Annotated in this window: 25 protein-coding genes; 15 read left to right on the plus strand and 10 right to left on the minus strand. The window is 48.8% G+C overall.

Translation table 11 applies throughout. The features are described from left to right. From SD53_RS00005 to SD53_RS00015, 3 genes are all read right to left on the minus strand, one after another. Positions 1-490 (minus strand): SDR family NAD(P)-dependent oxidoreductase (locus SD53_RS00005; protein ID WP_046518162.1); only part of this gene is annotated, 490 nt, incomplete at its 3' end. Further along, positions 487-1,278 (minus strand): type I methionyl aminopeptidase, encoded by a 792-nt coding sequence (map, locus tag SD53_RS00010; RefSeq protein ID WP_046518163.1) that lies wholly within the window; start codon positions 1,276-1,278, stop codon positions 487-489. The genes map and SD53_RS00005, both read right to left, overlap by 4 nt. Continuing rightward, the gene (locus tag SD53_RS00015) at positions 1,247-1,477 is read right to left on the minus strand and encodes a ParD-like family protein (RefSeq protein ID WP_046518164.1); all 231 of its coding nucleotides are present in this window, start codon (positions 1,475-1,477) and stop codon (positions 1,247-1,249) included. Before SD53_RS00015 ends, map begins: the two co-directional genes overlap by 32 nt. A gap of 175 nt (positions 1,478-1,652) precedes the next feature. On the opposite strand from SD53_RS00015, the gene SD53_RS00020 reads away from it, so the two are divergent. Continuing rightward, positions 1,653-2,867 carry a methyl-accepting chemotaxis protein gene (locus tag SD53_RS00020; protein ID WP_046518165.1) on the plus strand — a complete coding sequence of 405 codons (1,215 nt, stop codon included), beginning with the start codon at positions 1,653-1,655 and terminating at the stop codon, positions 2,865-2,867. On the opposite strand, the gene nhaR is transcribed toward SD53_RS00020, so the two are convergent. After that, the gene (gene nhaR, locus SD53_RS00025; protein WP_046518166.1) at positions 2,864-3,775 is read right to left on the minus strand and encodes a transcriptional activator NhaR; all 912 of its coding nucleotides are present in this window, start codon (positions 3,773-3,775) and stop codon (positions 2,864-2,866) included. The genes SD53_RS00020 and nhaR overlap by 4 nt on opposite strands. Before the next feature lie 468 nt (positions 3,776-4,243). Between nhaR and SD53_RS00030 the strand changes: the two genes are divergently transcribed. Continuing rightward, positions 4,244-4,570: a DUF4144 family protein gene (locus SD53_RS00030; protein ID WP_046518167.1), complete on the plus strand. Its 327-nt coding sequence runs from the start codon at positions 4,244-4,246 to the stop codon at positions 4,568-4,570. Here the strand turns inward: SD53_RS00030 and SD53_RS00035 are convergent. Continuing rightward, positions 4,567-4,953, minus strand: coding sequence for a VOC family protein (locus SD53_RS00035; RefSeq protein WP_046518168.1), 387 nt, complete (start codon positions 4,951-4,953; stop codon positions 4,567-4,569). The genes SD53_RS00030 and SD53_RS00035 overlap by 4 nt on opposite strands. A 75-nt stretch (positions 4,954-5,028) precedes the next feature. On the opposite strand from SD53_RS00035, the gene SD53_RS00040 reads away from it, so the two are divergent. From SD53_RS00040 to SD53_RS00055, 4 genes are all read left to right on the plus strand, one after another. Further along, a complete protein-coding gene (locus SD53_RS00040) occupies positions 5,029-5,895 on the plus strand; it encodes a helix-turn-helix domain-containing protein (protein ID WP_052749183.1) in 867 nt (288 codons plus the stop codon). Between the two features lie 165 nt (positions 5,896-6,060). After that, positions 6,061-6,360, plus strand: a complete 300-nt coding sequence (locus SD53_RS00045; protein WP_046518170.1) for a DUF1330 domain-containing protein — start codon at positions 6,061-6,063, stop codon at positions 6,358-6,360. Between the two features lie 58 nt (positions 6,361-6,418). Then, positions 6,419-6,628, plus strand: coding sequence for a hypothetical protein (locus SD53_RS00050; protein WP_046518171.1), 210 nt, complete (start codon positions 6,419-6,421; stop codon positions 6,626-6,628). An 8-nt stretch (positions 6,629-6,636) separates the two neighbouring features. Then, positions 6,637-7,266 carry a glutathione S-transferase family protein gene (locus SD53_RS00055; protein ID WP_046518172.1) on the plus strand — a complete coding sequence of 210 codons (630 nt, stop codon included), beginning with the start codon at positions 6,637-6,639 and terminating at the stop codon, positions 7,264-7,266. 53 nt (positions 7,267-7,319) lie between these two features. Here SD53_RS00055 and SD53_RS00060 read toward each other — a convergent pair whose 3' ends face one another. Continuing rightward, entirely contained in the window at positions 7,320-8,885 is a 1,566-nt protein-coding gene (locus SD53_RS00060) for an ATP-binding protein (protein WP_046518173.1), read from the minus strand. Between the two features lie 67 nt (positions 8,886-8,952). Then, the gene (locus tag SD53_RS00065) at positions 8,953-9,312 is read right to left on the minus strand and encodes a DUF3703 domain-containing protein (protein ID WP_046518174.1); all 360 of its coding nucleotides are present in this window, start codon (positions 9,310-9,312) and stop codon (positions 8,953-8,955) included. Positions 9,313-9,602: 290 nt separating this feature from the next. Between SD53_RS00065 and SD53_RS00070 the strand changes: the two genes are divergently transcribed. The 5 genes from SD53_RS00070 to SD53_RS00085 all read left to right on the plus strand — a co-directional run bounded on the left by SD53_RS00070 (position 9,603) and on the right by SD53_RS00085 (position 15,611). After that, positions 9,603-9,902 carry a hypothetical protein gene (locus tag SD53_RS00070; RefSeq protein ID WP_046518175.1) on the plus strand — a complete coding sequence of 100 codons (300 nt, stop codon included), beginning with the start codon at positions 9,603-9,605 and terminating at the stop codon, positions 9,900-9,902. An 83-nt stretch (positions 9,903-9,985) separates the two neighbouring features. After that, positions 9,986-10,672, plus strand: coding sequence for a hypothetical protein (locus SD53_RS18700; RefSeq protein WP_162198659.1), 687 nt, complete (start codon positions 9,986-9,988; stop codon positions 10,670-10,672). After that, positions 10,656-12,047, plus strand: coding sequence for a TolC family protein (locus SD53_RS17845; protein WP_162198660.1), 1,392 nt, complete (start codon positions 10,656-10,658; stop codon positions 12,045-12,047). The genes SD53_RS18700 and SD53_RS17845 overlap by 17 nt, the downstream gene beginning before the upstream one ends. A 12-nt stretch (positions 12,048-12,059) precedes the next feature. Continuing rightward, positions 12,060-13,445, plus strand: coding sequence for a multicopper oxidase family protein (locus SD53_RS00080; protein WP_046518176.1), 1,386 nt, complete (start codon positions 12,060-12,062; stop codon positions 13,443-13,445). A 387-nt stretch (positions 13,446-13,832) separates the two neighbouring features. After that, a complete protein-coding gene (locus SD53_RS00085; RefSeq protein WP_241481722.1) occupies positions 13,833-15,611 on the plus strand; it encodes a S8 family peptidase in 1,779 nt (592 codons plus the stop codon). A 65-nt stretch (positions 15,612-15,676) separates the two neighbouring features. On the opposite strand, the gene cueR is transcribed toward SD53_RS00085, so the two are convergent. Together cueR and SD53_RS00095 are read right to left on the minus strand one after the other, a co-directional pair. Beyond that, complete coding sequence (gene cueR / locus SD53_RS00090) at positions 15,677-16,078, minus strand: Cu(I)-responsive transcriptional regulator (RefSeq protein WP_241481723.1); 402 nt, start codon at positions 16,076-16,078, stop codon at positions 15,677-15,679. A 1-nt stretch (position 16,079) separates the two neighbouring features. After that, positions 16,080-18,257: a heavy metal translocating P-type ATPase gene (locus SD53_RS00095; RefSeq protein WP_046518177.1), complete on the minus strand. Its 2,178-nt coding sequence runs from the start codon at positions 18,255-18,257 to the stop codon at positions 16,080-16,082. 161 nt (positions 18,258-18,418) lie between these two features. Between SD53_RS00095 and SD53_RS00100 the strand changes: the two genes are divergently transcribed. Then, the gene (locus tag SD53_RS00100; RefSeq protein WP_046518178.1) at positions 18,419-18,619 is read left to right on the plus strand and encodes a heavy-metal-associated domain-containing protein; all 201 of its coding nucleotides are present in this window, start codon (positions 18,419-18,421) and stop codon (positions 18,617-18,619) included. Positions 18,620-18,634: 15 nt separating this feature from the next. Here the strand turns inward: SD53_RS00100 and SD53_RS00105 are convergent, their stop codons facing one another. Next, positions 18,635-19,444, minus strand: coding sequence for an NAD-dependent epimerase/dehydratase family protein (locus SD53_RS00105; protein ID WP_046518179.1), 810 nt, complete (start codon positions 19,442-19,444; stop codon positions 18,635-18,637). A 588-nt stretch (positions 19,445-20,032) separates the two neighbouring features. On the opposite strand from SD53_RS00105, the gene SD53_RS00110 reads away from it, so the two are divergent. The 3 genes from SD53_RS00110 (at position 20,033) to SD53_RS00120 (ending at position 23,272) form a co-directional block, all read left to right on the plus strand. Further along, positions 20,033-21,169 carry a porin gene (locus SD53_RS00110; protein ID WP_046518180.1) on the plus strand — a complete coding sequence of 379 codons (1,137 nt, stop codon included), beginning with the start codon at positions 20,033-20,035 and terminating at the stop codon, positions 21,167-21,169. 11 nt (positions 21,170-21,180) lie between these two features. Continuing rightward, entirely contained in the window at positions 21,181-21,594 is a 414-nt protein-coding gene (locus tag SD53_RS00115) for a type 2 periplasmic-binding domain-containing protein (RefSeq protein ID WP_046518181.1), read from the plus strand. 64 nt (positions 21,595-21,658) lie between these two features. Then, entirely contained in the window at positions 21,659-23,272 is a 1,614-nt protein-coding gene (locus SD53_RS00120) for a methyl-accepting chemotaxis protein (protein WP_046518182.1), read from the plus strand. The last annotated feature ends 19 nt before the right edge of the window (positions 23,273-23,291 follow it).

Here is a 23,291-nt window from a genome sequence, read left to right on the forward strand (position 1 = left end):
CCAGCTCCATTCGTAGTGCGTCAGACAAACTATGCAAGGCGGCTTTTGATGCGCAGTACACGCCAGCAAAAGGTGTGGTCAATACCCCTGATACGCTGCCAATATTGACCACCAGCCCTTTACTTTGCAGTAACAGCGGCAAACAGGCCCGGGTCAGATCCACCGCGGCAAAGACATTGACTTCAAACTGTTGACGTAAACCCTCAGCGCCGGCATCCAAAACCGGGCCCATCACACCAAAACCTGCATTGTTCACCAGAATATCCAGGCGCCCAGCCTGTTGTTGCAACTGCAATACGGCTTGTTTCACAGAATCTGGGTTGGTCATTTCCAGTGCTATGGTTTCCAGCCCCAACTGCTGTAGATGCTGCAAATCGGCCTCTTTTCGGGCTGTGGCAAACACTCGGTAGCCTTGCCGTTTAGCCTCCACAGCTAATGCTTTTCCCAGGCCGCCGGAGCAGCCGGTGATCAGTATAGTTTTAGTCATCATTGGCCAACCTGCACTAAATGCTGCTCCTCAGGCCGCAGGGTCAGCACGCTAAAACCGGTATCAGTCACAGCCACTGTGTGCTCCCACTGCGCCGATAACTTCTTATCTTTTGTCACTACAGTCCAGCCATCAGATTTTTGTTTTACCCGCCTGTCGCCCTGATTAATCATAGGTTCAATGGTAAATACCATGCCAGGCTTTAAAGTAAGACCTGTGCCTGCTTTGCCGTAGTGCAAAATTTGTGGTTCTTCATGCATCTCACGGCCTATGCCATGACCACAGTATTCGCGTACAACCGAATAACCATGCCGTTCAGCATATTGTTGCACTGCAGAGGCTATATCACCTAAACGGGCGCCGGGTTTCACCTGATAAATGCCCTGCCACATCGCCTGATAAGTGACATCCACCAAAGCCTGTGCTAAAGGACTGACCTTGCCTACACAGTACATTTTACTGGAGTCGACGATAAAGCCATCTTTTTCCAGAGTAATGTCCAAATTGACAATATCACCTTGTTTTAAAATATCTGTAGCTTTGGGTATGCCATGGCATACCACGTCGTTAATGGAGCTATTAAGCACATACTGGTAGTCATACTGGCCTTTGCTGGCGGGTCTGGCGGCGAGCGGTCCACGGATAAATGCGTCCACCGCATCGTTAATTTGCATGGTGCTGATGCCGGGTTTGACTAACTCGTCCAGCATCAGAAAGACCTGTACCAGTAACTGTCCGGCTTTGTGTTGGATATCCAGCTCAGCCGGGGTTTTCAGATGGATCGAGTTCATTCAGTAAGTCCTGCAAAGTAGAAGATTTGTTTTTCAATAATTGACGACACAAGTCCTGGTAGCTTAGCTGCGGATTCAACTCAGCCAGCATCCCCACCCGGATCCAGAATTCAGCCTGAGCATTGATAGAGCGCGCCATCACCCTGCTGGCTTCCCGCAAATCGTCATGCAGGTCATCAGATATTTTTACTATACCCATAGCTACACTTTATATATAAAACATATACACATTATATAAAAACAATCCGTCTTCTGCACTTAAAAAACGAGTAAAAACTGGTTATGGTATGACATAGAACAATACCCTGGCTGTGGCAAAGGGTTAAAGTTCAGTATCAGCACTTGGGTTTGGAACTTAGACTGAGAGTCGGAACATGAGCTTATTTAACGAGATCTACAATGCAGTCGAGCGGCAATTTTTCTATAGCCTGACGTTAAAAATTGTCGGTAATATCGGCTTTTTAACGCTGATTTTCTGGCTGGCGATGTTTGCGGCTTATCCAGACGAGGGGGCTGCCGGGCAGAGCTGGTGGTGGATTTTAGTGCTGGGCACAGGAGCTTTTCTGTTTACCATAGGCTATCTGATGCATTTGATCGTGCGCCCGGTGAAAGCCTTAGTCGATGCGTTACAGCAAGCTAATCAAGCTGGCAGCGATTTAAAAACCCGTTTACCTGCCTTTACCTTTGACGAATTCCGTACGTTGTCAGAGCAATACAACTTATTTGTCGACCAGTTATCAGCCATGTTGCGGGGCATTCATCAGCAGGCTTCGAGCAATTTTGCTGTCAACCAGCAAGTTGCTGAAGCGGTACACAGCACCAGACGCCAGTTGCAGGGGGCAGAACAAAGCAGTCAGCAAATCCGTTCACAAAGTGATCAGTCGTTACAGCGTCTGGCCGAGATAGTACAAAGCAACGATCAGGTGATACAAGTTGCCACCAGCACTGTCGATAATGCCAAAACGGCCAGCACTCAGCTTAACCAGTTGACCAGTCAGTTGTATAAAATCGAACAGCTCCTGGCTAACTTTGGTGGCACTGTCACAGGTTTGCAGAAAAATGCTGAGAATGTGCGGCAGATATTACTGATGGTAGAAAACTTTTCCGATCAAACCAATCTGTTGGCGCTGAATGCAGCCATTGAAGCGGCTCGGGCTGGTGAGGCGGGTCGGGGTTTTGCCGTAGTCGCAGATGAAGTGCGGACTCTGGCGGCGAAAGTCAACAGCGCGACAGGCCAAATCTCTGGTTTTCTTAATGAAATGGATGTCTTGGTTCGTGATACCAAAAACGAATCCGAGCAACTGCAGCAACAAGCCGGCGAGGCTCAGCAGCAAATACAACAAACCAGCAATGATTTCAGTCAGTTGGAACAACAGCTAAAAAATGCCCAGCAGCAGTTGCATCATATCCAGCAACACGTGCAGCAACTGGCTCACAGCTCAGAGCAAAATCACCACCATCTGACAGAAATTGAACAAGGCACTAATCTGGCGTATCAACAAATGGCGGCTATTGATCAGGCCACGGACCAGCTACTGTCTGGCACAAAGCGCACACAACAGCAGTTACAACCTTTTTCAGCCGCTTAGCGAACCGGAGTTTTATCGGGACTGAGGTTATTTTGTTGCAGTGCTTTTACCAATTGCAACACGGCCGGGTGAGTCAGCTTACGCTCGGGTGATATAGCGTAAAAACGTTCTGTCACTCTGTGGATCACACCCACTTTGAGTAAGCGGTAGTTATTCAGCAGTTGGCTTTCCAGGAGCAAAGGGGCAGCAAATGCCCCCAGGCCCTGCTGGGCAAAAGCCTGCATTAAGGCACTGTCATCAAATTCAGCCACAACATCCGGTTGCACCTCTACTTCATTAAACCACCCCATCAACTGTTGACGGATAATGGATTTTTTACCTTGCAACAGAAAAGGTTTATCCTGTAGTGAACGCGGAAAATCTGCACACAACTGCGTTGCCAGAGCCTCACAGGCATAAACGGCCATCGGAGATTCGGTCACTAAATGACTATAAGCTTTAACATGGCTGCCAGGCTGAATAGGTTGATCCGAGAGCACCATATCCAGTTTATTGATCGCAAGTTCAGACAGCAATCCGGCTTGCTCACCCTCACGGCAAATCAGCTTGATCGGCAACTGCAAAATAGGTCTGAGCATTTCATAAACAAAAGCCTTAGGCAAAACGTCTGTGATCCCAACACTAAAATTTTGCCAACTGCTGTGCTGACGGGTCAGTACAGCTTTAAGCTCATCTCCTAATTGAAAGATATCAGCGGCATAACGCTGCACCACCACACCCAGCTCAGTTGGGATCAAACGCTTACCCTGCCGGGAAAACAGCGCAGTGCCAATACCATGTTCAAAAGCACTGATTTGTCCGCTGATGGTTTGCGGCGTGATATGCAGCAACTCACTGACCCGTGCAATACTGCCGTGCTCAGCGACCAGATAAAAATAATATAGCTGGTTGTAATTAACAGGGGTCATCTCAACTCAATTATTTACGAACATATTAGAAGTTATATTCGATTTTTACTGACAAAGTAAAGAGCGTATAACGATAACTGTTGTGAGGTTCCTGCAGAATGTCACAGACATAGTTTAACCCATAGGCTCATCCGCGCCTTTTGCCCCTTGCTTGCAAGGGGCTTTTTTATGTTCAGGGATGGGCGGTATGTCGCAACTGTCAGGGGGATAGCGGTCTTTCGAAATGCCAACAGTTTGGCATTTCGCCGAGAGCACGCCTTCGCCTCTGGCGGAGGCCGGATACTTGTTGCGACGATTTAGCCCTCGCCCTTGGAGCTACAGCTTTGTTGACTGCCCTGGCTTTTTAAACAGAGCTTCGCCCCAATCATAGAGTGAAATATGTTGAGGGGGACTTATTCTGTTGTGAACCCGTGACGACCTGCCTTGGGTTCAGGCTACAATACAACAAAGAATCCAGAGGTTATTCAGATGATCCAGTTTCCCGCCATCCTCAAATTGTCAGGTCAGGATGAATTGCTGTTGTCCGAAACCCAAAGCCACTTTATGCAGCACTATCAGTTGCAGCAGCCTTACCTGTTGTCTGATGATTTGCTGATCGACAGTGCAGGTCGGGCCTATCCGCTCAAGCCCTGCCCTGTGGAGACTGTCGCCCCCTCTATGGTGAAAGAGTTTGCACTACCAGAGTTGACTGCCTTGGTTCAAGCACACTTTTTTGCATCCGCTCAGACCTGTGTGACAAAAATTCAGGCTCCCGACATTCAAACATTGTTTAGCTTGCTTAAGCACAACAGTTAAACTGTCAGTTCCAGCCGGTTTCCTTCCGGATCCAACACTGTGCTCTCATAATACCCATCGCCAGTCCGGCGTGGACCATCCAGGTGAGTGTAACCGTCTTGAACCAGTTGTGTTGTTAACTGATCCACCGCTTGCTCTGAACCTAAGGCAAAGGCCAGATGCGCCCAGCCAAGATGCTGTCGGCCCGGCGGGTAAGGTCTGGGCAAAACCGGCATCTGCATCAGCTCAAGCCTGGCCCCTTGCGAAAATTCAATAAAATAGGATGCAAACTCATGCCGTGGGTTTTGATACAAACTGCCTGCTTTACCGCCAAAATAACGGCAATAAAACTCTTTTAACAACTCCAGTTGCTCAGTCCAGATCGCAAGATGTTCGATTTTCATAAAGCACTCCTCACATATCAATTTCTGCCATAGTATTTAGAAATACCCAGTTAAAAAATGCCTGAGAATGACATCATGATTTCAAAAACTGCCAACAACACAATCATTCTGGTTGGGGAAGACTGCCAGGAATGGATTTGCTGTGACTCTCTTTTACCTGCTTTGGCACAACAAGGGATTTGGCTGGCGGGATACTCTGAGCTACAACACTTGTATCAAATCCAGCGTGTGCTGCCGGGCATAGATACTTTATTGGTGACAGTATCAGGTCAGGGGATGGTGAAATTAGCGGAGCACTGGCAAATGCAGCACGCCGGCGATTGGGTCTGGCTGCCTTCTGGCAGTCCAGTTCAGTATCAACTGGCCGATCCGGATACAACGACACCCTGGCAGCTATGCTGGATCCTGTTTTACAGCACAACAACTCCCACCTTGAGCAGCTATCAATCAGGCACAACCGATCAGGCTCTGCAACTAAAACTCCTGTTACAGTTTCTCTATAATGAGCAGCAAAATCCCAAGGCCGATCAGAGTAGTACGCTCTGTTGTCAGCAACTGCAGCTCCTGACCCAAAGAGTCAGGCAGCACAGCATGGTTGCGCCTTTAGAGCAGCTCAGACAGCGATTGATGACCTCTTTGGCTAAAGCATGGACAGTCGCCGCAATGGCGGATAGCGCTTTTTTATCCGAGCGACAATTACACCGGCTTTGTCTACAGCATTGGGGGCATACGCCCAAACACTACCTGCAATTACTAAGACTGCGCCAGGCTGCTATGTTACTTACCAGCACCAGCCTGAGTATTGAACAGATCGCAGAGCGAACAGGCTTTAGTAATCCTTATCATTTTTCAACAGTATTCAAAGCTCATTATCAGCAGCCACCGGGTTTGTATCGACGGCAAAAACATCCACTGTTTATCAGCCAACCTCAGGTAAACTGATAGCGCCTGACAGGCCCTGCCCCTGTAGCCGGCTTCATCTTTGCTCAATCGCAGGCTACAGAGCCGATATTATGTCGATTTAGTAAACAGTGTAGTTACAGTTAATTACTTGTCTGTCGTGAAGACACTGGTTAAAGTTGCGCCACTTTTTAGAGGAGTAGCCTGATGCGTATCGAATTGCTGGTTGGATTAGAACTGAATGATGCCCGGCTCTACGCAGAATATCGCCGCCAGATGACCCCTTTGTTACTGCAACATCAGGGAGATTTTGGCTACGATTTTGTGGTACAGCAGACCCTAAAGCCGGCAAATTCAGCGATCAACAGAGTGTTTACTATTCACTTTGCCTCAGAGCAGTGGATGGAAAGCTTTTTTAGTCATCCTGAGTATCTGCAAATCAAAGCCCGCTACTTTGAAAAGTCGGTGACGAATACCCATATACTGGCACGTTACCACATTGCTTGACCCTGCCCCAGAGGCAAGCTTTAGCCTGAGTAGACCCAAACAGGATCGGAGTAGTACCATGATTGAGATCACTGTGCAGGACTTACACCGGGAAGGAACCTTCGACCATATTCGCGATCAGTTGTCACGCCTTGATCCCTTTAGCCGTATCGAGCAAGGGCAACGCTGCAACACCTTGTGGATTGAAACTTTGCTGAGTCTGGACAAATTAATCCAGCTAATCCAGGACTGCGGTGTGACCCCCTTAGCCTGGGTCGGCCGCCGATAGGAGCCTTTATGTATCAACTTTATTATGCCAGTGGAGCCTGTTCTTTAGCTGTTCAAATCAAGTTAAAAAAGGCAGCCGTGCCCTATCAGCCAATCAAAGTTGATCTGGCTCAGGGGCAACACCAGACTGACTCATTCCGTCAGCTCAATCCGGCACAGCGCGTACCTGTAGTTATTTTTCAGGACACCGCACTGACCGAAGCCATGGCCTTGTTGATTTGGCTGGAACAACGCCATCCACAGGGATTATTACCCGCTGAGCCCTTGCTGCAGGCAAAAGTTCTGGCCAAAATGGCCTGGCTGTCCAATACCTTACACATAGATTTTGCCACCTTGTGGCGCCCCCAACGTTTTGTTCAGGATACTGGCTCAACAACTGCCGTCAGTACGCAGGCACAACCGCGTTTATTACAACGTTTTACTGAACTGGACCAGGAATTGGCGCACCACCAGTACTGGCTCAGTGACCAACTGACCCTGGCCGACTATTACCTGCTGCCTTTTATTCGCTGGGGTTTGTCTGCTGTACCCGGCGTAGCGCAATTGCACTCACTGCAACAGTACCTGGACCGTATGGGCGAATTGCCAGAGGTCAAAGCGGCATTGGAACTGGAACAAATTCCGCTAAGGAAAAACTAAGGCCGCAGACAGAGCTGAACACCAGCGCTAGTTAGCTTCAGTTCTGTCTGTGTTTATAACGGAAAATCACAGAAAAATACTGTGCCCTCGCCTGGTACGGAATGAAAACCTATGCAGCCGCCCATAGACTCAATAATGGCTTTACTGATCGCAAGCCCCAGTCCGGTGCCAGATTTAGCTTTGGAATCAGAACCATCGGCCTGAGCAAAACGCTGGAAGATTTTCTCCTGAAAATGCAGCGGAATACCCTCTCCGCTGTCTTTGACTTCAATGCGGATCTTATCCTGCACTTGAGTGTACCCTAAGGTCACTTCAGCACCTGCTGTTGAATATTTAATGGCGTTGGACAACAAGTTACTCAGTACCTGCTGCAACCTGTGGCTGTCCAGTTGCATCCGCACTGGTTCTGTATTGAGTATGCGCAATTGCACACCAAATTTATCAGCATAAGGTTGGTTTTGCGCAATAGCCTGCTGGCACTCTTCGGCTAAATCACAAGGCTGCAAATAAAAATCCATTTTTCCTGCGCTGAGTTTTTCCATATCCAATAAGTCATTCACCAGTAACTGCAGACGTTTACTATTTTGGCTGGCGACCTTCAACATGGCTAAAGCCTTGTCAGGGATTGGCCCTAATACCTGATTGATCACCAGATCCAAACCGCCACTGATGGCGGTGATGGGAGTGCGTAATTCATGACTGACGGTGGAAATAAAATCGGTTTTCATCTGCTCCAGTTGCTTTTGCTCGCTGATGTCATGCATCAGTACCAAAGCGCCCAACAACTGGCCTGAACGGGTCTTTAGCTGTTCGCCACGACAACTGACCCAACGCGGCGCCTGACCTTTACTTTTAATACAGATCGTCTGTCCAACTACGGTCTCACCATGAAAAGCACGGAGTAACGGGATTCGTTCCACCGGCAACACTGTGTGGCCATTTTCTTCGTAAAGGTTGTAGTGGTGACTCCACAACTCGGCTTCACATTTTCGAACATCCACGCCGTGCCAGTCACGCGCTACTTTGTTAAATTGTTCCAGATGGCCATCGCTGTCACAGGCCACCAACGCATCCGGAATAGAGTCCAGCAACAAATCCAGCAATTGCAATTTATGTTCAGTCTGGAGTTTTTGTTTGTGCTCCTTCAGTCTGTCCATCACCAGAACAGCCAGTTTACGCAACACAGCCTTGTCCTGCTCTGTCATCTGCCGTGGTTTGCGGTCAATCAGACATAAAGTTCCTAGTGCAAAGCCATTTGCATCTATTAACGGACATCCGGCATAAAAACGGATATTGGGGATAGCACAGACCAAGGGGTTTGCCGCAAAGCGTTCATCCTGAGCAGCATCTTCGACAATAAACACATCGCTCTGCAAAATAGCATGAGCGCAAAACGCCAGTTTGCGATCAGTTTGGCACACATCCAAACCTTGCTTACTCTTGAACCACTGCCGCTGCGCGTCAATCAGTGACACCAGCACTATCGGGACCTGAAATAACGTCGCCGCCAGAGAGGTGATTGCATCAAAAGTGGCATCAGGCTCGGTATCCAGGATCTGTAGCTTTAACAGGGCTTTTAATCTGTCCTGCTCATTGTGAGGAATTTCGGCAACCTGCATGCTTGCGCTCCTTGGCTGACAACAAAAGATCTACCTCAAACCATACCACAAAATGCAACACCCCACCTCAAGGCTGGCGTTGCTCGGACTTACGCAGATAAACCTGCAAATCATCCGGAACGGCTGAAGCTTGTAATACAGGATAACGACTGGACCCCGGATTGCCTGGTGGTAAACGACCTGTGATATGCCCCACAGGGGTCAGTAACAGCCGTAATACCTGTCCACGGATTTCAGGCCAGTTTATTTGATCGGCGGCCAGTTTTAACATCAGCCAATGGCTATGCCAATGCAGCATAAAATTCTGTTGGCCTAAAATATGAGCCCGCTCAAGATGATACCAGGCCGCTTGCCATTGCTGTTGACGACGCGCCGTTAATGCTTGTTTTATCTCGTGGTAAAAAGCCTGTTGTGCAGCAGAATCCATAACAGCATTCGGTTCCTATCAGAAAGTTTTGTTTACAATGACGCCGCTTTGCCGTTCAGTCAAGAGCTGCGCCCACAGGCTCGCAGCTCTTGTACGTCTTGAGTTTCAGGCTGTTTTGTATTAGGGTAGCGGCAATTTTATTACATGGCGCGGGCAAGCGGAAAAACATGAACAGCAATCAGGGACACACTCCCTGGCTCAGGTTAATGGTGCTTATCAGCCTACTTCTGTTTAAAGGAGTAGCGACTGCCGCTATGTTGTGTTGTGGTCCAGACCACAGCAATCACCCAATGTCACAGCCCCATCATCAAAGCGCTGACACTGCAACGCATCAGGTGATAGATCACTCGGCTCATAGCGCTGAACAGCATGCCGACATGGTGATGCCGCAAATGCACGACTCTGACCCGCAACACAACGGACAGCAAAGTTCGTGTTCGGGTTGCGCTGTCAGTTGTACAACAGTCATGGTAATGATGGATCCATCGGGCAAATTACCGGAAAAAAATCAAGCGGAACGTATTTTCAGTTCAAACTCCCTGCTGTTTTCTCTAACCAGTTCCGGTCTGGAGCGTCCTCCTCGTTTCTAGCACTGAATATCTTTTTTCATAGGCAAAAGCTGAGGCTTATCAGGCTTTGCTACAGATTTTTCAGTGTAAACCAGGATTTTTTTATGAATTCATACACGCATACTGCACTTCATTGTGCTCTGGCGCTATTGGCGGCCCACTCCACTTTATCTATTGCTTCACAAGAGGTATCGGTCTTACAACAACTGCCGCCAATCTTTAGTCATTCCGAGCCAAAAAAACTGGATTGGACTCAGGCTAATAACAGAGTCGCTGAATTAGGTGGCTGGCAATTTTATGCCCAGCAAGCAGGTGGTCATGGTGCTCATGGCAATCACAGCGCTATGGATCATTCCAAGCATTCAGGCCACAGCGAACACCAGACTGAATCTGAGATGGATCATTCCACGCATTCAGGCCACAGCGGCCACCAGACTGAATCTGACATGGATCATTCCACGCACTCAGGCCACAGCGGCCACCAGACTGAATCTGAGATGGATCATTCCACACACTCAGGCCACAGCGGCCACCAGACTGAATCTGACATGGATCATTCCACGCACTCAGGCCATAGCGGGCACCAGACTAAGCCTAGCATGGACCATTCCACGCATTCAGGCCACAGCGGACACCAGACTGAATCTGACATGGATCGTTCCAATCATTCAGGCCACAGCGGCCACCAGACTGAATCTGAGATGGATCATTCCAGGCATTCAGGCCATGCGACACCAAAGCGGACAGTACCACAGCCGGCAGCAGGAGCGCAGCATGAGCATCATCACTAAATTATCGCCTCTGACTGTGCTGGTTTTACTGAGCGCTTGTGCCGGGACCTCGCAGTTGCAACAAAATAATGCACTGATACAACAAGCCGAGCAGCAACAGCTAACACTAGCTCCGGTGGATCCGGCGTTAAGAGCTGAGACCGAACAGGAAGTCAAACGACTGTTAACCGAGCCTCTGTCGTTACAAAACGTCAGTCGCATCGCGGTATTAAACAACCCTGATTTTCTGGCCACCTTGTCGTCACTCGAAATCAGCAGAGCAGAATTAGCTCAGGCTGGTTTGTTACCCAATCCGGGTTTGAGAGTGATCCGTAGTCGTGAAGAAGAGGGCTATAACACCGAGCTTGATTTCTCTTTTGACTTGTTTGGCTTGTTATTTTTAAAATCCAATCAGGCCATAGCAGAACAACAAGCCAGGCAACAACAGCAACAGGCTGCCCTGAAGTTGCTGGAATTGGTCACTCAAAGCCGTAGCGCTTTTATTGAGGCCGTGGTGGCACAACAGCGTTTTAGTTATCTGCAGACAGTGCAGGAAGCAATTGATGCTTCAGCCGAACTGGCCAGTCGTATGTATCAGGTCGGTAACTACAGCGAACTGCAGCAAGCGCGTCAAAAAAAGTTTGCTGCAGAGATCCGTCTGCAACTGGCGACAGCACAGCAACAGCAATACCAAAGTCGCGAGCGCCTGCTGCTTGCGCTTGGTCTGTCTGACGCTGCAGTGTCCTTGCAGTTACCTGCTTATCTGCCTGCTATTCCAACAGAAATGCAACCACAGCATCAGTTAGAACAGCAAGCGCTGGAACAACGCTTGGATCTGCAACAAGCTAAAGTCAGATTAAAGCAACTACAGCTACAACTTGAGCAAAATAAAAACAGCCGTTTTGTCCGGGGTTTATCCAGCGAAGTTGCAGGCTCAGTGCAGCACAGCACTGAGCGTGAAGTGGCTTTAGGCTTTGAATTACCCTTGTTTGACTCTGGTGCACAGCGCATCAACAAAGCACAGGCTCAATATCAACAAGCCTGGTGGCAGGCCAAAGCTCTGGAACAAAAAGCATTGTCGCAAGTGCGTCAGGCGTACAACCTGCAGCAGCATTCTTATCAGGTTGCCCGGCATTATCAGGACCAGTTAGTGCCACTGGCGCAGAAAATCAATCAGCAAAATGTACTGCGGTATAACGGCATGCTGATTGGTGTATTTGAATTGATTGCCGACACTCAGGCACAGGTCAGCACTGTGACAGGACAAATGACAGCCCAACGCGATTTTTATCTCTCACAACTGGCTTTACAACAAGCGCTGTGGGGCAGCCCAACACTGCAGTTGCCTGCCGCCATGGAAACCACCAACACTTCGGCTGCTGCCGCTGGTCATTAACAGGAGAATGTGATGCTAACCCGTCGTGATTTATTAAAAAAAGTCGGTGCTATTACAGCTGCTGTAGGTGTAGCCGCAGTCAGCAAAAGCTCAATGGCCAGCTTACCTGAGCCTGTGATCCAGCAATCTGCTGACACTATGGATCCCCTAGTACCCAACTCTGGCCGGCCTTATAACCCTGTGGTTACGCTAAACGGCTGGACTTTGCCCTGGCGGATGAATAATGGCGTAAAAGAATTCCATTTGGTGGCTGAGCCCGTAGTGCGTGAACTGGCACCAGGAATGAAAGCACATTTATGGGGCTATAACGGCCAGTCGCCAGGCCCGACTATCGAAGTGGTAGAAGGCGACAGAGTGCGGATTTTTGTCACCAACAAGTTACCCGAACATACCTCTATCCACTGGCATGGCCAGCGTTTACCTAATGGTATGGATGGAGTTGCCGGTTTAAATCAGCGCGCCATTAAGCCTGGTAAAACCTTTATGTATGAGTTTATCGCCCGCCGCCCCGGTACTTTTATGTATCACCCTCATGCTGACGAGATGGTCCAAATGGCGATGGGCATGATGGGCATGTGGATCACCCATCCAAAAGAGGCCCATCCTCATATCGACGAAGTGGACCGCGATTTTTGTTTTCTGCTAAACGCCTACGATATCGAGCCCGGCAGTGCCACGCCTAAAATCATGACCATGACCGATTTTAATCTGTGGACCTGGAATAGTCGCGTCTTCCCCGGCATCGATCCGTTAGTGGTACGTAAAAACGATAAAGTCCGGATCCGGGTGGGTAATCTGACCATGACCAATCACCCTATTCACATTCACGGTCATGAATTTACCGTCACAGGCACAGACGGTGGTCCAGTGCCACCTTCTGCCCGCTGGCCTGAAGTCACGACAGATGTGGCTGTAGGTCAGATGCGGCAAATTGAACTGCTGGCCGACGAAGAAGGGGACTGGGCTTTCCATTGCCATAAATCGCACCATACGATGAACGCGATGGGCCATGACGTACCGACGCTGATTGGGGTGGATCACAGTGGTTTGATGCAAAAAATCAACAAACTGGTGCCGGATTATATGGTGATGGGTGAACGTGGTATGGCAGATATGACCGAAATGCAGATGCCGCTACCGGCCAACACCTTGCCAATGATGTCGGGTGACGGGCCTTTTGGCTCCGTAGAGATGGGGGGTATGTTCAGCGTATTTAAAGTCCGTAAAGATCAGGCACCTGGCGATTATAAAGATCCGGGCTGGTACCAGCATCCTGAAGGCACAGTAGCGACAGAATGGACAGGCTCAGTACCAGAGGTGACCTCTGCAAAGACAGACACCACAGAAAGTACAGAGACTCTGAAGGTAAGAAAACCGCATTCACACGCCCACCATTAAACTGAAAAAAAGCCCTGGTCTCAGGGCTTTTTCATGACCAGTGACTCTGCCGGCACTGGCAAAGGCCGGCAAAAAACAAACAACTGACCAATAAAACAGCATCCTTTATACCTTTTTGATATAGCTAATAACACTTTCAATAAATACACACTTGTGACAATTTGTAATCAAACCCAGCATTTTCGCCGCCCCGCACAAGCAACTCATCGCATAAAGTTCTGACAAAACCGAAAAAGTGAAAACAAAAGATTAAATTTGATAAATATACACCTATTTACATTAACAAAATATTGACCAATTATCATACCGCCTGCCCAGCATATTAACTAAATAAGGGACAGGGCTTCCATGGATGAGGCATTTCAAATAACAATAATCCGAGAGAACATGATGCAATATAAAACCTTCAACTTATCCAAAGTCTCATTGCTTACTTTGTCCGCGCTGTCCCTGGTGGCGACTGCTGTACAGGCTGCCCCCGAAAAATCTGGTATCACGGTAGAGATCAACGAAACCAAAGCTATCGAGCCGCCAACCCGTTTTATCGTCAAGTATAAAAGTGCTGCCACTTTATCTGCTCAGGGCTTAACCGGCATGGCTGCAAACTCAGTCAGTCAGTTAAAAGCTCATGCCGCGTCTGAATTATCCAGCCGAGCTGGTGAGCCGATGAGTTTTGTGCGCTCTTTAGCAGTAGCCAACCGTCATGTCGTTAAAGCGGAGCGTCGCCTGTCAAAAGCTGAAACAGCTCGTACTATTGAGCTGCTTGCTCAGGATCCAATGGTAGAGTCGGTTGAAGAAGACCGCATGTTACAAATCGCAGCGACACCAAACGACACGCAGTACACCAGCCAATGGCATTACTATGAGTCTACCGGCGGTTTACGCGCAAACACGGCATGGGACAACGCCACTGGTGCTGGTGTGGTAGTGGCTGTACTGGATACAGGTTACCGTCCACACGCTGATTTAAATGCCAATATCCTGCCTGGCTATGACATGATTTCTGACAGCTTTGTCGGTAACGACGGCAATGGCCGTGACTCTGATGCCCGTGATCCCGGTGACTGGATTTTAGCTAACGAATGTGGTGGTACTCACTCAGCTCAGGATTCTTCATGGCACGGTACCCATGTTGCAGGTACAGTCGCTGCAGTGACCAATAACGGCTCAGGTGTAGCTGGCGTTGCCTATGGCGCTAAAGTAGTACCAGTGCGTGTACTGGGTAAATGCGGTGGTTATACTTCAGATATCGCTGACGGTATCATCTGGGCTTCAGGTGGCACAGTAGCAGGTGTTCCGGCAAACGCTAACCCAGCCAAAGTGATCAACATGAGTTTAGGTGGTTCAGGTGCCTGTGACTCGACCACCCAGGCCGCTATTAACTCAGCCCGTTCACGTGGCACTGTGATTGTGATTGCCTCAGGTAACGACAACTCAAACGCCAACAACTTCAACCCGGGTAACTGCGCTGGTGTTGTGAACGTGGCGTCCACCAACCGCAGCGGTGGTCGTGCGTACTATTCAAACTACGGCACCTCTATTGATGTCGCAGCTCCGGGTGGTGCGATGAACTCAGCCAATGATCCAAATGGTGTACTGTCGACTTATAACACTGGTACTACGACACCAGGTTCAGACAGCTATGGTTACAGCCAGGGTACATCTATGGCTGCACCTCATGTGGCGGGTGTAGCGGCATTAATTGCCCAGAAAAAACCAGCGGCAACACCGGATGAAATTGAAACCATCCTGAAAACCACCACCCGTGCTTTCCCTGCGACTTGTACCAGTTGTGGTACTGGTATAGTTGACGCAGCCGCTGCAGTTGCTGCCGCCTCAGGTACAGGTGGTGGCGGTGGTACAGGCTCAACTTCGACCATCAACAATATCAGCGTAGGCGCAAATAGCTGGAAATACTACACAGTCGTAGTACCAGCGGGTATGAGTGTATTGACTGTCAATACCTCTGGCGGTACAGGTGATGCCGATCTGTATGTACGTCGTGGTTCACAACCGACGACATCAACTTATGATTGCCGCCCATACCTCAATGGCAATACAGAAAGCTGTACCTTTAATAACCCGGTTGCAGCCACTTACCACATAGGTATCCGTGGTTACACCGCGGCGTCAGGTATAAGCTTAACAACCTCTTACAGACCTTAATCCCTGGGCTGTTGGCTGAAGATCCCGGCGTAAGTCGGGATCTTCTTTTTACAATGCTTCGATTTTCATCGTTGTAAACCATCTAAAATGGCACACTGGGGTTGATCATCCCCACAACAACTGTCCGCCAATTGCTGTAATACTTTTTGCATCTGCTGTAGCTCGGCAACTTTTTGTTTAATTTCATCCAGATGCTGTTCAGCCAGTTGTTTAACCTCTTTGCTGCTGCGCTGTGGATTTCGCCATAAGTCCAGTAAAGAACTGACCTGAGCTATGGAAAAACCCAGGGTTCGGGCTTGCTTAATAAAACTCAGTTGTTGCAACTGCTGGCTGTTATACAAGCGGTAACCCGCATCAGTCCTGTTGGCTTTTTTAAGTAAACCTGCCTCTTCATAATGCCGGATCATTTTGGCAGAAAGTCCGGTCTGTTTGGCCGCCTGGCCTATGGTCACTAAAGTTGTCATCATTTTACTCCTGAGCTTTCCAGCGCTGTAACAACAAGGCATTGCTAATCACCACTAAACTGCTACATGCCATAGCTGCTCCGGCAATAACCGGATTTAAATAACCCAAAGCGGCCAACGGAATACCGATCACATTGAAAATAAAAGCCCAAAACAGATTTTGCTGAATTTTACCGTAGCTCAGTCTGGCGATCTGCAACGCAGCACTGACTAGCGACGGCTTACTGCGCATCAGAGTCATAGCCGAGGCACTGACAGCGACTTCAGTGCCGCTCGCCATCGCTATACCTAAATCGGCCTGAGCCAAAGCAGGTGCATCATTAATCCCATCGCCAACCATAGCCACCTGATAGCCCTGCTGCTGCCAGCTCTGAATAGCCGCAGCTTTTTCTGCCGGCAAAACCTGCGCTTTCCAGTCGGTTAAACCCAGTTGTTGCGCTATGGCTGCAGCGCTTTCTGTGCTGTCACCCGTTAACATAGCAACGGCAATAGCTTGCTGCTTTAATAAGGTCACGGCGTGTATAGCGTCAGGCTTTAATTGGTCGGTAAAACAAAACAGTGCGACTAACTTATAGCTGTCATTCGCTTGTTGCTCAGCTAACCAGGACACAGAAGCACCAGCAATTTTAATTTGCTCAAACGGTAGCTTCAGCCCCAACTGCTGCATCCAGTGGCTACTACCCAGCACCAGACTGTGCCCTTGTACTTTGCCTTGTACCCCCTTGCCCGCGACCACCTGAAACTCGGTTACTGCCACAGCGGCCACCTGATGTGCTGTGGCGTAACTCACTACCGCTTTAGCCAGCGGATGTTCGCTGTGTTGCTGCAATGAAGCAGCCCATAACAATGCATCGGGTTCATCAGCCAGATTACTGACTTGCTGCACCACAGCTTTGCCCTGAGTTAAGGTGCCGGTTTTATCAAACACCACCAGAGTTACAGCTTTAGCCTGCTCTAAGGCCACAGCGTCTTTAATCAAAATACCTGAGCGGGCGGCTGAACCTGTGCCTGCCATAATAGCTGCGGGTGTTGCTAATCCCAGTGCACAAGGACAGGCAATCACCAGCACAGCCACTGCATTTAAAATACCCGTCACCCAATCGTTCGTCAGCACCCCCCACCCCAGCAAAGTCGCCAGGGCGATCAGTAACACCACAGGCACAAAAATAGCACTGATTTTATCGACTAAGGCCTGCACTGGTGCCTTGGCTCCCTGCGCCTGCTCTACCAGTTGAATAATGCGGGATAAGGTCGATTCAGCGCCCACTGCAGTAGCACGGATTTGCAGTACACCATCCAGATTAACAGAGCCCCCTGTGACTTTATCCGTCTGCGTTTTGCTGACAGGCACAGACTCTCCGCTGATCAAAGCTTCATCCACATGGCTCTGACCTTGCTCCACCACCGCATCCACCGGAATGCGTTCACCGGGTTTGACCAGGACTAAATCGCCTTGTTGCACTGTCTCTGCTTTAACATCCACCCAAAGCCCCTGCCGAAATACTGTAGCTACTGCGGGTTTTAGGTTCTCCAGCGCTCTTAGCGCATCAGTGGTACGTTTTTTCGCTCTATGTTCCAGATACTTCCCTAAAAGCACCAGACTTAAAACCGCACTGCTGCTTTCAAAATACAAATGAGGTGCGCCGTGTTGTCCATGTAGCGCAGTAAAACTCCACCACAAGTACAAAGACAAGCCATAGGCCGCACTGGTGCCTATGGCCACCAATAAATCCATATTGCCACTGCCAGCTTTCACTGCGGCCCAGCCCGCTTTATAAAAACGTGCACCAAAATAAAACTGTACTGGTGTAGCCAGCAGCCATTGCCAAAACGCCGCCAGCATCCAATCCTGAGCAAAAAGTAAACCAACCATAGGCAGCACTAAAGGTAAGGTCAGCACCATACTTGCCAGCACAGGCCACCATTCCTGCTGATAAAAAGCCGTTTGTTTCTGTTCAGCCTGGATCTTTTTTTCTGGCAAACTGGCCTGATAACCAGCTTTCTCCACCGCCGCTATCAGTAAGTCAGTTGGCACAGCCAAGCCCCTGACTGTGGCCGTTTCACTGGCCAGATTGACAGTCACTTGCTCTACGCCCGCCACTTTAACTAATGCTTTTTCAATACGTCCCACACAGGACGCACAGCTCATTCCGTTGATATTCAGTTGAATTTGCTCAGACATACCATGACTCCGGATCAAAAGGGCGTGAGCCCGACAGAAACAAGGCTAAAGCTTGCCATCAGGGTAAGGTCAAGCCAAAAAAAATCAAAAATAATAGTTGACCTTACCACAGGTCAAACTTAGATCATGGTGGCCTCCAACTACTCCAGAGGAAAGATAAAATGAAAGTCCAATTGAACGTCACGGGTATGACCTGCAATCATTGCATCAGTATGGTTAATAAAGCGATCGCAGCGCTGCAGGCTGATGCCAAAGTAACAGCAGACTTAGCACTGCAACAGGTCAGCGTAGAGAGCCGGTTAACCGCAGAGGAAATTATTGCGGCGCTGGATGATGCCGGTTACCCGGCAACAGAACGGTAGCAGACAGGGCGCAGCTTAGCTACAAAATGGCAAAGCTGCTAACGCTGAGCTGAATTGGTACTGAAAACCAGCGATAGTCTGAGATTTAGTACTGAGCACTCTGCGGCTTGGCGTCGCGGTAGGTGTTGACTCAAACTGCGGAGCTGGCAAGGAAGCCAGTTTACAGGCAGTGAAGTAAAACTCAGCTTTTGAGCAAAATTCAGGACAGGATAAATTAAACAACTCAGGCCATAACTGCTGCTGCACTATGGCTGAAACAGCGGCGCAGATATCACTGCTGTGCACCATATTTACAGCTACGTCAGCCGCCCCAGCAGGCTTGCCGGATAAAAACCGGGCCGGGTGACGGCCAGGACCAATTAAACCGGCCAAACGTAAGGTACAGCAAGGCACAGCCGCTGCTACTAATGTTTCACCGGTTTCGAGCAACTCAATACGGGGATCAGAGCGCTGTAACTGGCTCTGTTCATCCACAGCGCCTGTTAATCCCTCGTAAATGCCGGTACTGCTCATGTGAATACAAGCCACTGAGCCCAATTGCTTCATCAGACCAGCCAACTGAGTCAGCGCTCTGATGTAGCCTGCCCCATCAGAACGACTGGCAGGCACAGTACAAATCACCAGAGCGTCTTTAAACAGAGCCTCTAGTTCAGCATCAGGCCTGACAGACTGTGATAAATCCAACACAAAGTGGTTATAGTGCGATTTGACACTGGCTGCTTTTGCCGCACTGCGGCTGCTGAGCCATAATTCATGGCCATCAGCTTTAAGTTGGCTTGCCAGTTGAGTCCCCAACCAGCCCGCTCCTATCACTAAAATTTTCATACCTGAGCCTTCAACCCCTGATATTTACGGACATGACATCGATAGTAACAGAATCAGCCTGCGTGGTTTTATCGAATTCGTTCTCTTGCTACCGAGGCAACTTGTGTGTTGACAAAGTCTGTCCTGATGAGGAAAGGCATCAACAGGCAGCTAAGCACCACTCTGTTTGTATCTTGTCAGCCCACTTTTAGTTATAGCTGGTCGCAGTGACTGGCATGCTGTCGTTATCGATCAGAGCAAAAACTGTTGTAAATCAAACAAAAATATCAACTCCCATCAGAGGATTGACTATGGTTAACGAGCAAGGTTTGAAGTTTATCTTGCGCTTGCTGTGCGAAAAATTGATAAATATGAAAAAACTAGTAATTCAATTCGACGACTTGTATAATTGGGGCGACAAAAGTCAGTACAGGACAACAGGCACAGTCTGACGCCAGTAAAATCAGACAGGGACATCCGACCAGAAGCAGGGCTGCACACCTTATAGAAAACAAAAACTTAGTCAAGGTTGACTAGTGATTTTTTAAAGGCTGAACCTGTTTAGCCTGCAAAAACGTACCACAGTATAAAATCGATGAGGATACTCTAATGTTAAAACGTAAATTACTGGCAGCAACTATAGCTGCGTCTCTTTGCGGTGCCAGCCAGGCCGCAGTGGACATCAATGGTTTCGCTTCGATCAAAGGCGGTATGGCACTGAGCAGCGACGACGAGCTCTATGGCTACGACAATGATTTTAGTTTTAAAAATGAGAGTTTGGCCGCACTACAGGTAAAGTCCGACTTAGGTGATAAATTATCTGTTACCGCTCAGTTATTAGGTCGTGGTACCGATGACTGGGATGTAAAATTTGAATGGGCGTTTTTAAGTTACGACTTAACGGATAGCCTGCGGGTCAATGCCGGTCGTTTAAGAACGCCATTCTATAAATACTCAGACTTCCGTGATGTAGGCTATGCCTATGATTGGTCACGGGTACCGCAAAGCGTCTACGGTTTAGGCTTTGATAACATCGAAGGTGCATCGCTTTACCATACGACGACCTTAGGTAATTTCGATTCGGCGCTGCAACTGATCGTCGGCAGCTACGACGGTGATGCGGCCATTGGCGATGCCACTGCAGAAGCACAAATAGATAATGTCACAGGGGTTGCCTGGGAATTAGGACAGGACGGTTACTCATTCCGCGTCGCCTACCTGATAGGTAAAACTACGTTTTATGTCGACCCATTAGATACGCCTGTGACAGGTCTGTATGCACAGCTCACAGGGTTTGGCCTGGGTGCTTTAGCGAAAGACTTAGACATCATCGACGAATCCAGCTCTTTTGCCGGTATCGGTTTTAACATTGATAAAAACGATTGGTTGCTGGTCTCCGAAGTCACGAAAGCGACTGTAGACGATTCATTTATTTCTGATCAGGAATCCTATTACATTTCGATCGGTCATCGTTTTGATAGCATCACACCTTATGTGTCTTTTGAAAAAGAAGACAACCAAGCCAAAACCGAGATTTATGCCGCTGTCCCGACAGCATCGCCTATTTTCACACCAGTGGCTGGTTTAGTGAATAGTCTGGAGCTGGAGCGCGACAGTATTAACGTCGGTGTCCGTTATGACTTCCACCCGTCCGCAGCATTGAAAGCTCAATACACCAACGCAGACAATAAGACGGCTGATCGTAAAGACAGCGTATTGGTTGTTGGCGTCGATCTGGTGTTTTAAGGAATCTAATCATGTTAAAAAAATTAATACTCATACCTGCTCTGGCACTGAGCTTTATGGCCGCAGCCAATGTCGCAGTGATCGTTCACCCGTCCAATGCGGCAACCTTGTCGCAGGATGATATCAATAAGCTATTTACTGGTCGCGCCAAAACCTTTACCGACGGTAAAGCGGCTGAGCCGGTGAATCTGGCCGAAGCTGTTGCAGTGCGGGCCGACTTTGATCAAAAAGCACTGGGCCGCTCTTCCAGTCAGATGAAAGCGTATTGGTCTAAACTGGTATTTACTGGCAAAGGGACACCGCCGAAAGAGTTGGCATCAGAGCAGGAAGTGTTGGATGCAGTGGCGAAAAACCCCGCCGCCATTGGTTATGTCAGTGCCGCAGCGGTCACTGGCAGTGTGAAGGTCGCTTTAACACTGAACTAAAGCGGGTCCAGGCAGGTGACGTGCTCACCTGCCTTTGTTGTAAGCCATATTCTGGATACTACTTATGCTGAAATACCTGAGTTTATTAAAAAAAATCTGGCTTATTATTGCCATCGCAATTCTGGCTTTTTTAATAGTACTGACCTCGTCCATTTACTTTACCGCCCGCAATGCCGACAGCATTGTGCTGATTAAAGACAAAATGTATGACAGCTCGAAACTCGCCTCACAAACGGTGGTGGAATTTAATGCCGTCGAAGAGTTTTTTACTCAGTCGGTTTCGTTGTCTGATCCAGATATATTAAGCACGGCGAAAGCCACAGAAGAGCGGGTGGTTGCCAATCTGGCCCGGCTGAAAAAACTCGATACCGCCAATCAGAAGCAGTTAGAGACACTGGAGCAGAACTTTAGTGCCTACGCCGAAGCTGCCGCACAAATTGCTCAGTCAATGATTGACGGCACCTTAGATATGAACGCAGCACAAAGTATTATTCAGAATAAAACCGCCTTATACGAAACAGCAAAAAGCGGTTTTGTCGCTTATGAGAAGCAAACCGATGATAATTTCCAGCAGATACTGGTCGATATGTCAGCGTCTTCTGAGCGCTCCGTGCTGATCATCGTATTAAGCGGTACGGTTTTATTGATTATTATGGCTGTTGTTGGCCATGTGATTGGTCGGAATATCAGTAAAACAGCCAATAATCTGGCCAGCTCATTACAGGTTTTAGCGTCAGGCAAAGGCTCTTTATCCAGCCGGCTGAGCATTGACTCAGAAGACGAGTTTGGCGCTGTCGCCCGCAATTTCAACGAATTTATCGCCTTGCTGCAAAGCTCTTTTGTGGCCATCGCTCATTTAGTCGACCCTGTCAGCCGCACAGCAGACGAACTGGCCAGAGGGATGCGCGAACTGGACAGTATGACCAGTCAGCAAAAAAATGATGCTGACACAGTGTCGCACTCCATGGAAGAGATGCAAAGCAGTGTCAAAGACATCAGCCAGTCCGCCAATGCTGCGTCGGGCAGTGCCAATGATGCCAGTCGCCTGGCGAAATTGGGTTATGAAAAAACCACATCCTCAGTGCAGGCATCCAAAGATCTGGCTGGCGAAATAGCACAGACCAGCACAGTAATTACCGATCTGGCGAAACAAACTCAGGAAGTGGGTGGTATTTTAAAAAGCATTAACGATATTGCCGATCAAACCAACCTGCTGGCACTCAATGCCGCTATTGAAGCCGCCCGGGCTGGTGAGCAGGGCCGTGGTTTTGCTGTGGTTGCAGATGAAGTGCGGTTGTTATCGTCCCGCACAGCGTCCTCAGTGACCACTATCCGTGATTTGTTAGGCAAGCTGACACAAAATGTCGACAGTGCGGTACGACTGATGGATCAAGCCGTAACCAAAGCCAATAACAGCGCTGTACTCAGCGCAGAGGCGGGTAGCTCTATTGAGCTTATCAATCAGGAAATTGACAAAATTAATATGGTCAATGCGCAGATAGCGACAGCGACGGAACAACAAACCATGGTGGCCAGTTTGGTGTTGGATAACACACATCAGATGGCCGATTCGTTCAGCAGAACTATTCAGGTGCAAAATACCGTGGCTGATATTTCTGACCAACTCCGTGCTCTGGCGCAAGAACTCAATACAGTCTCGTCTAAGTTCCGGGAATAACTCACTGTGGGGCACAGCA

This window comes from Rheinheimera mesophila (assembly GCF_000986865.1).
GTDB lineage: Bacteria > Pseudomonadota > Gammaproteobacteria > Enterobacterales > Alteromonadaceae > Pararheinheimera > Pararheinheimera mesophila.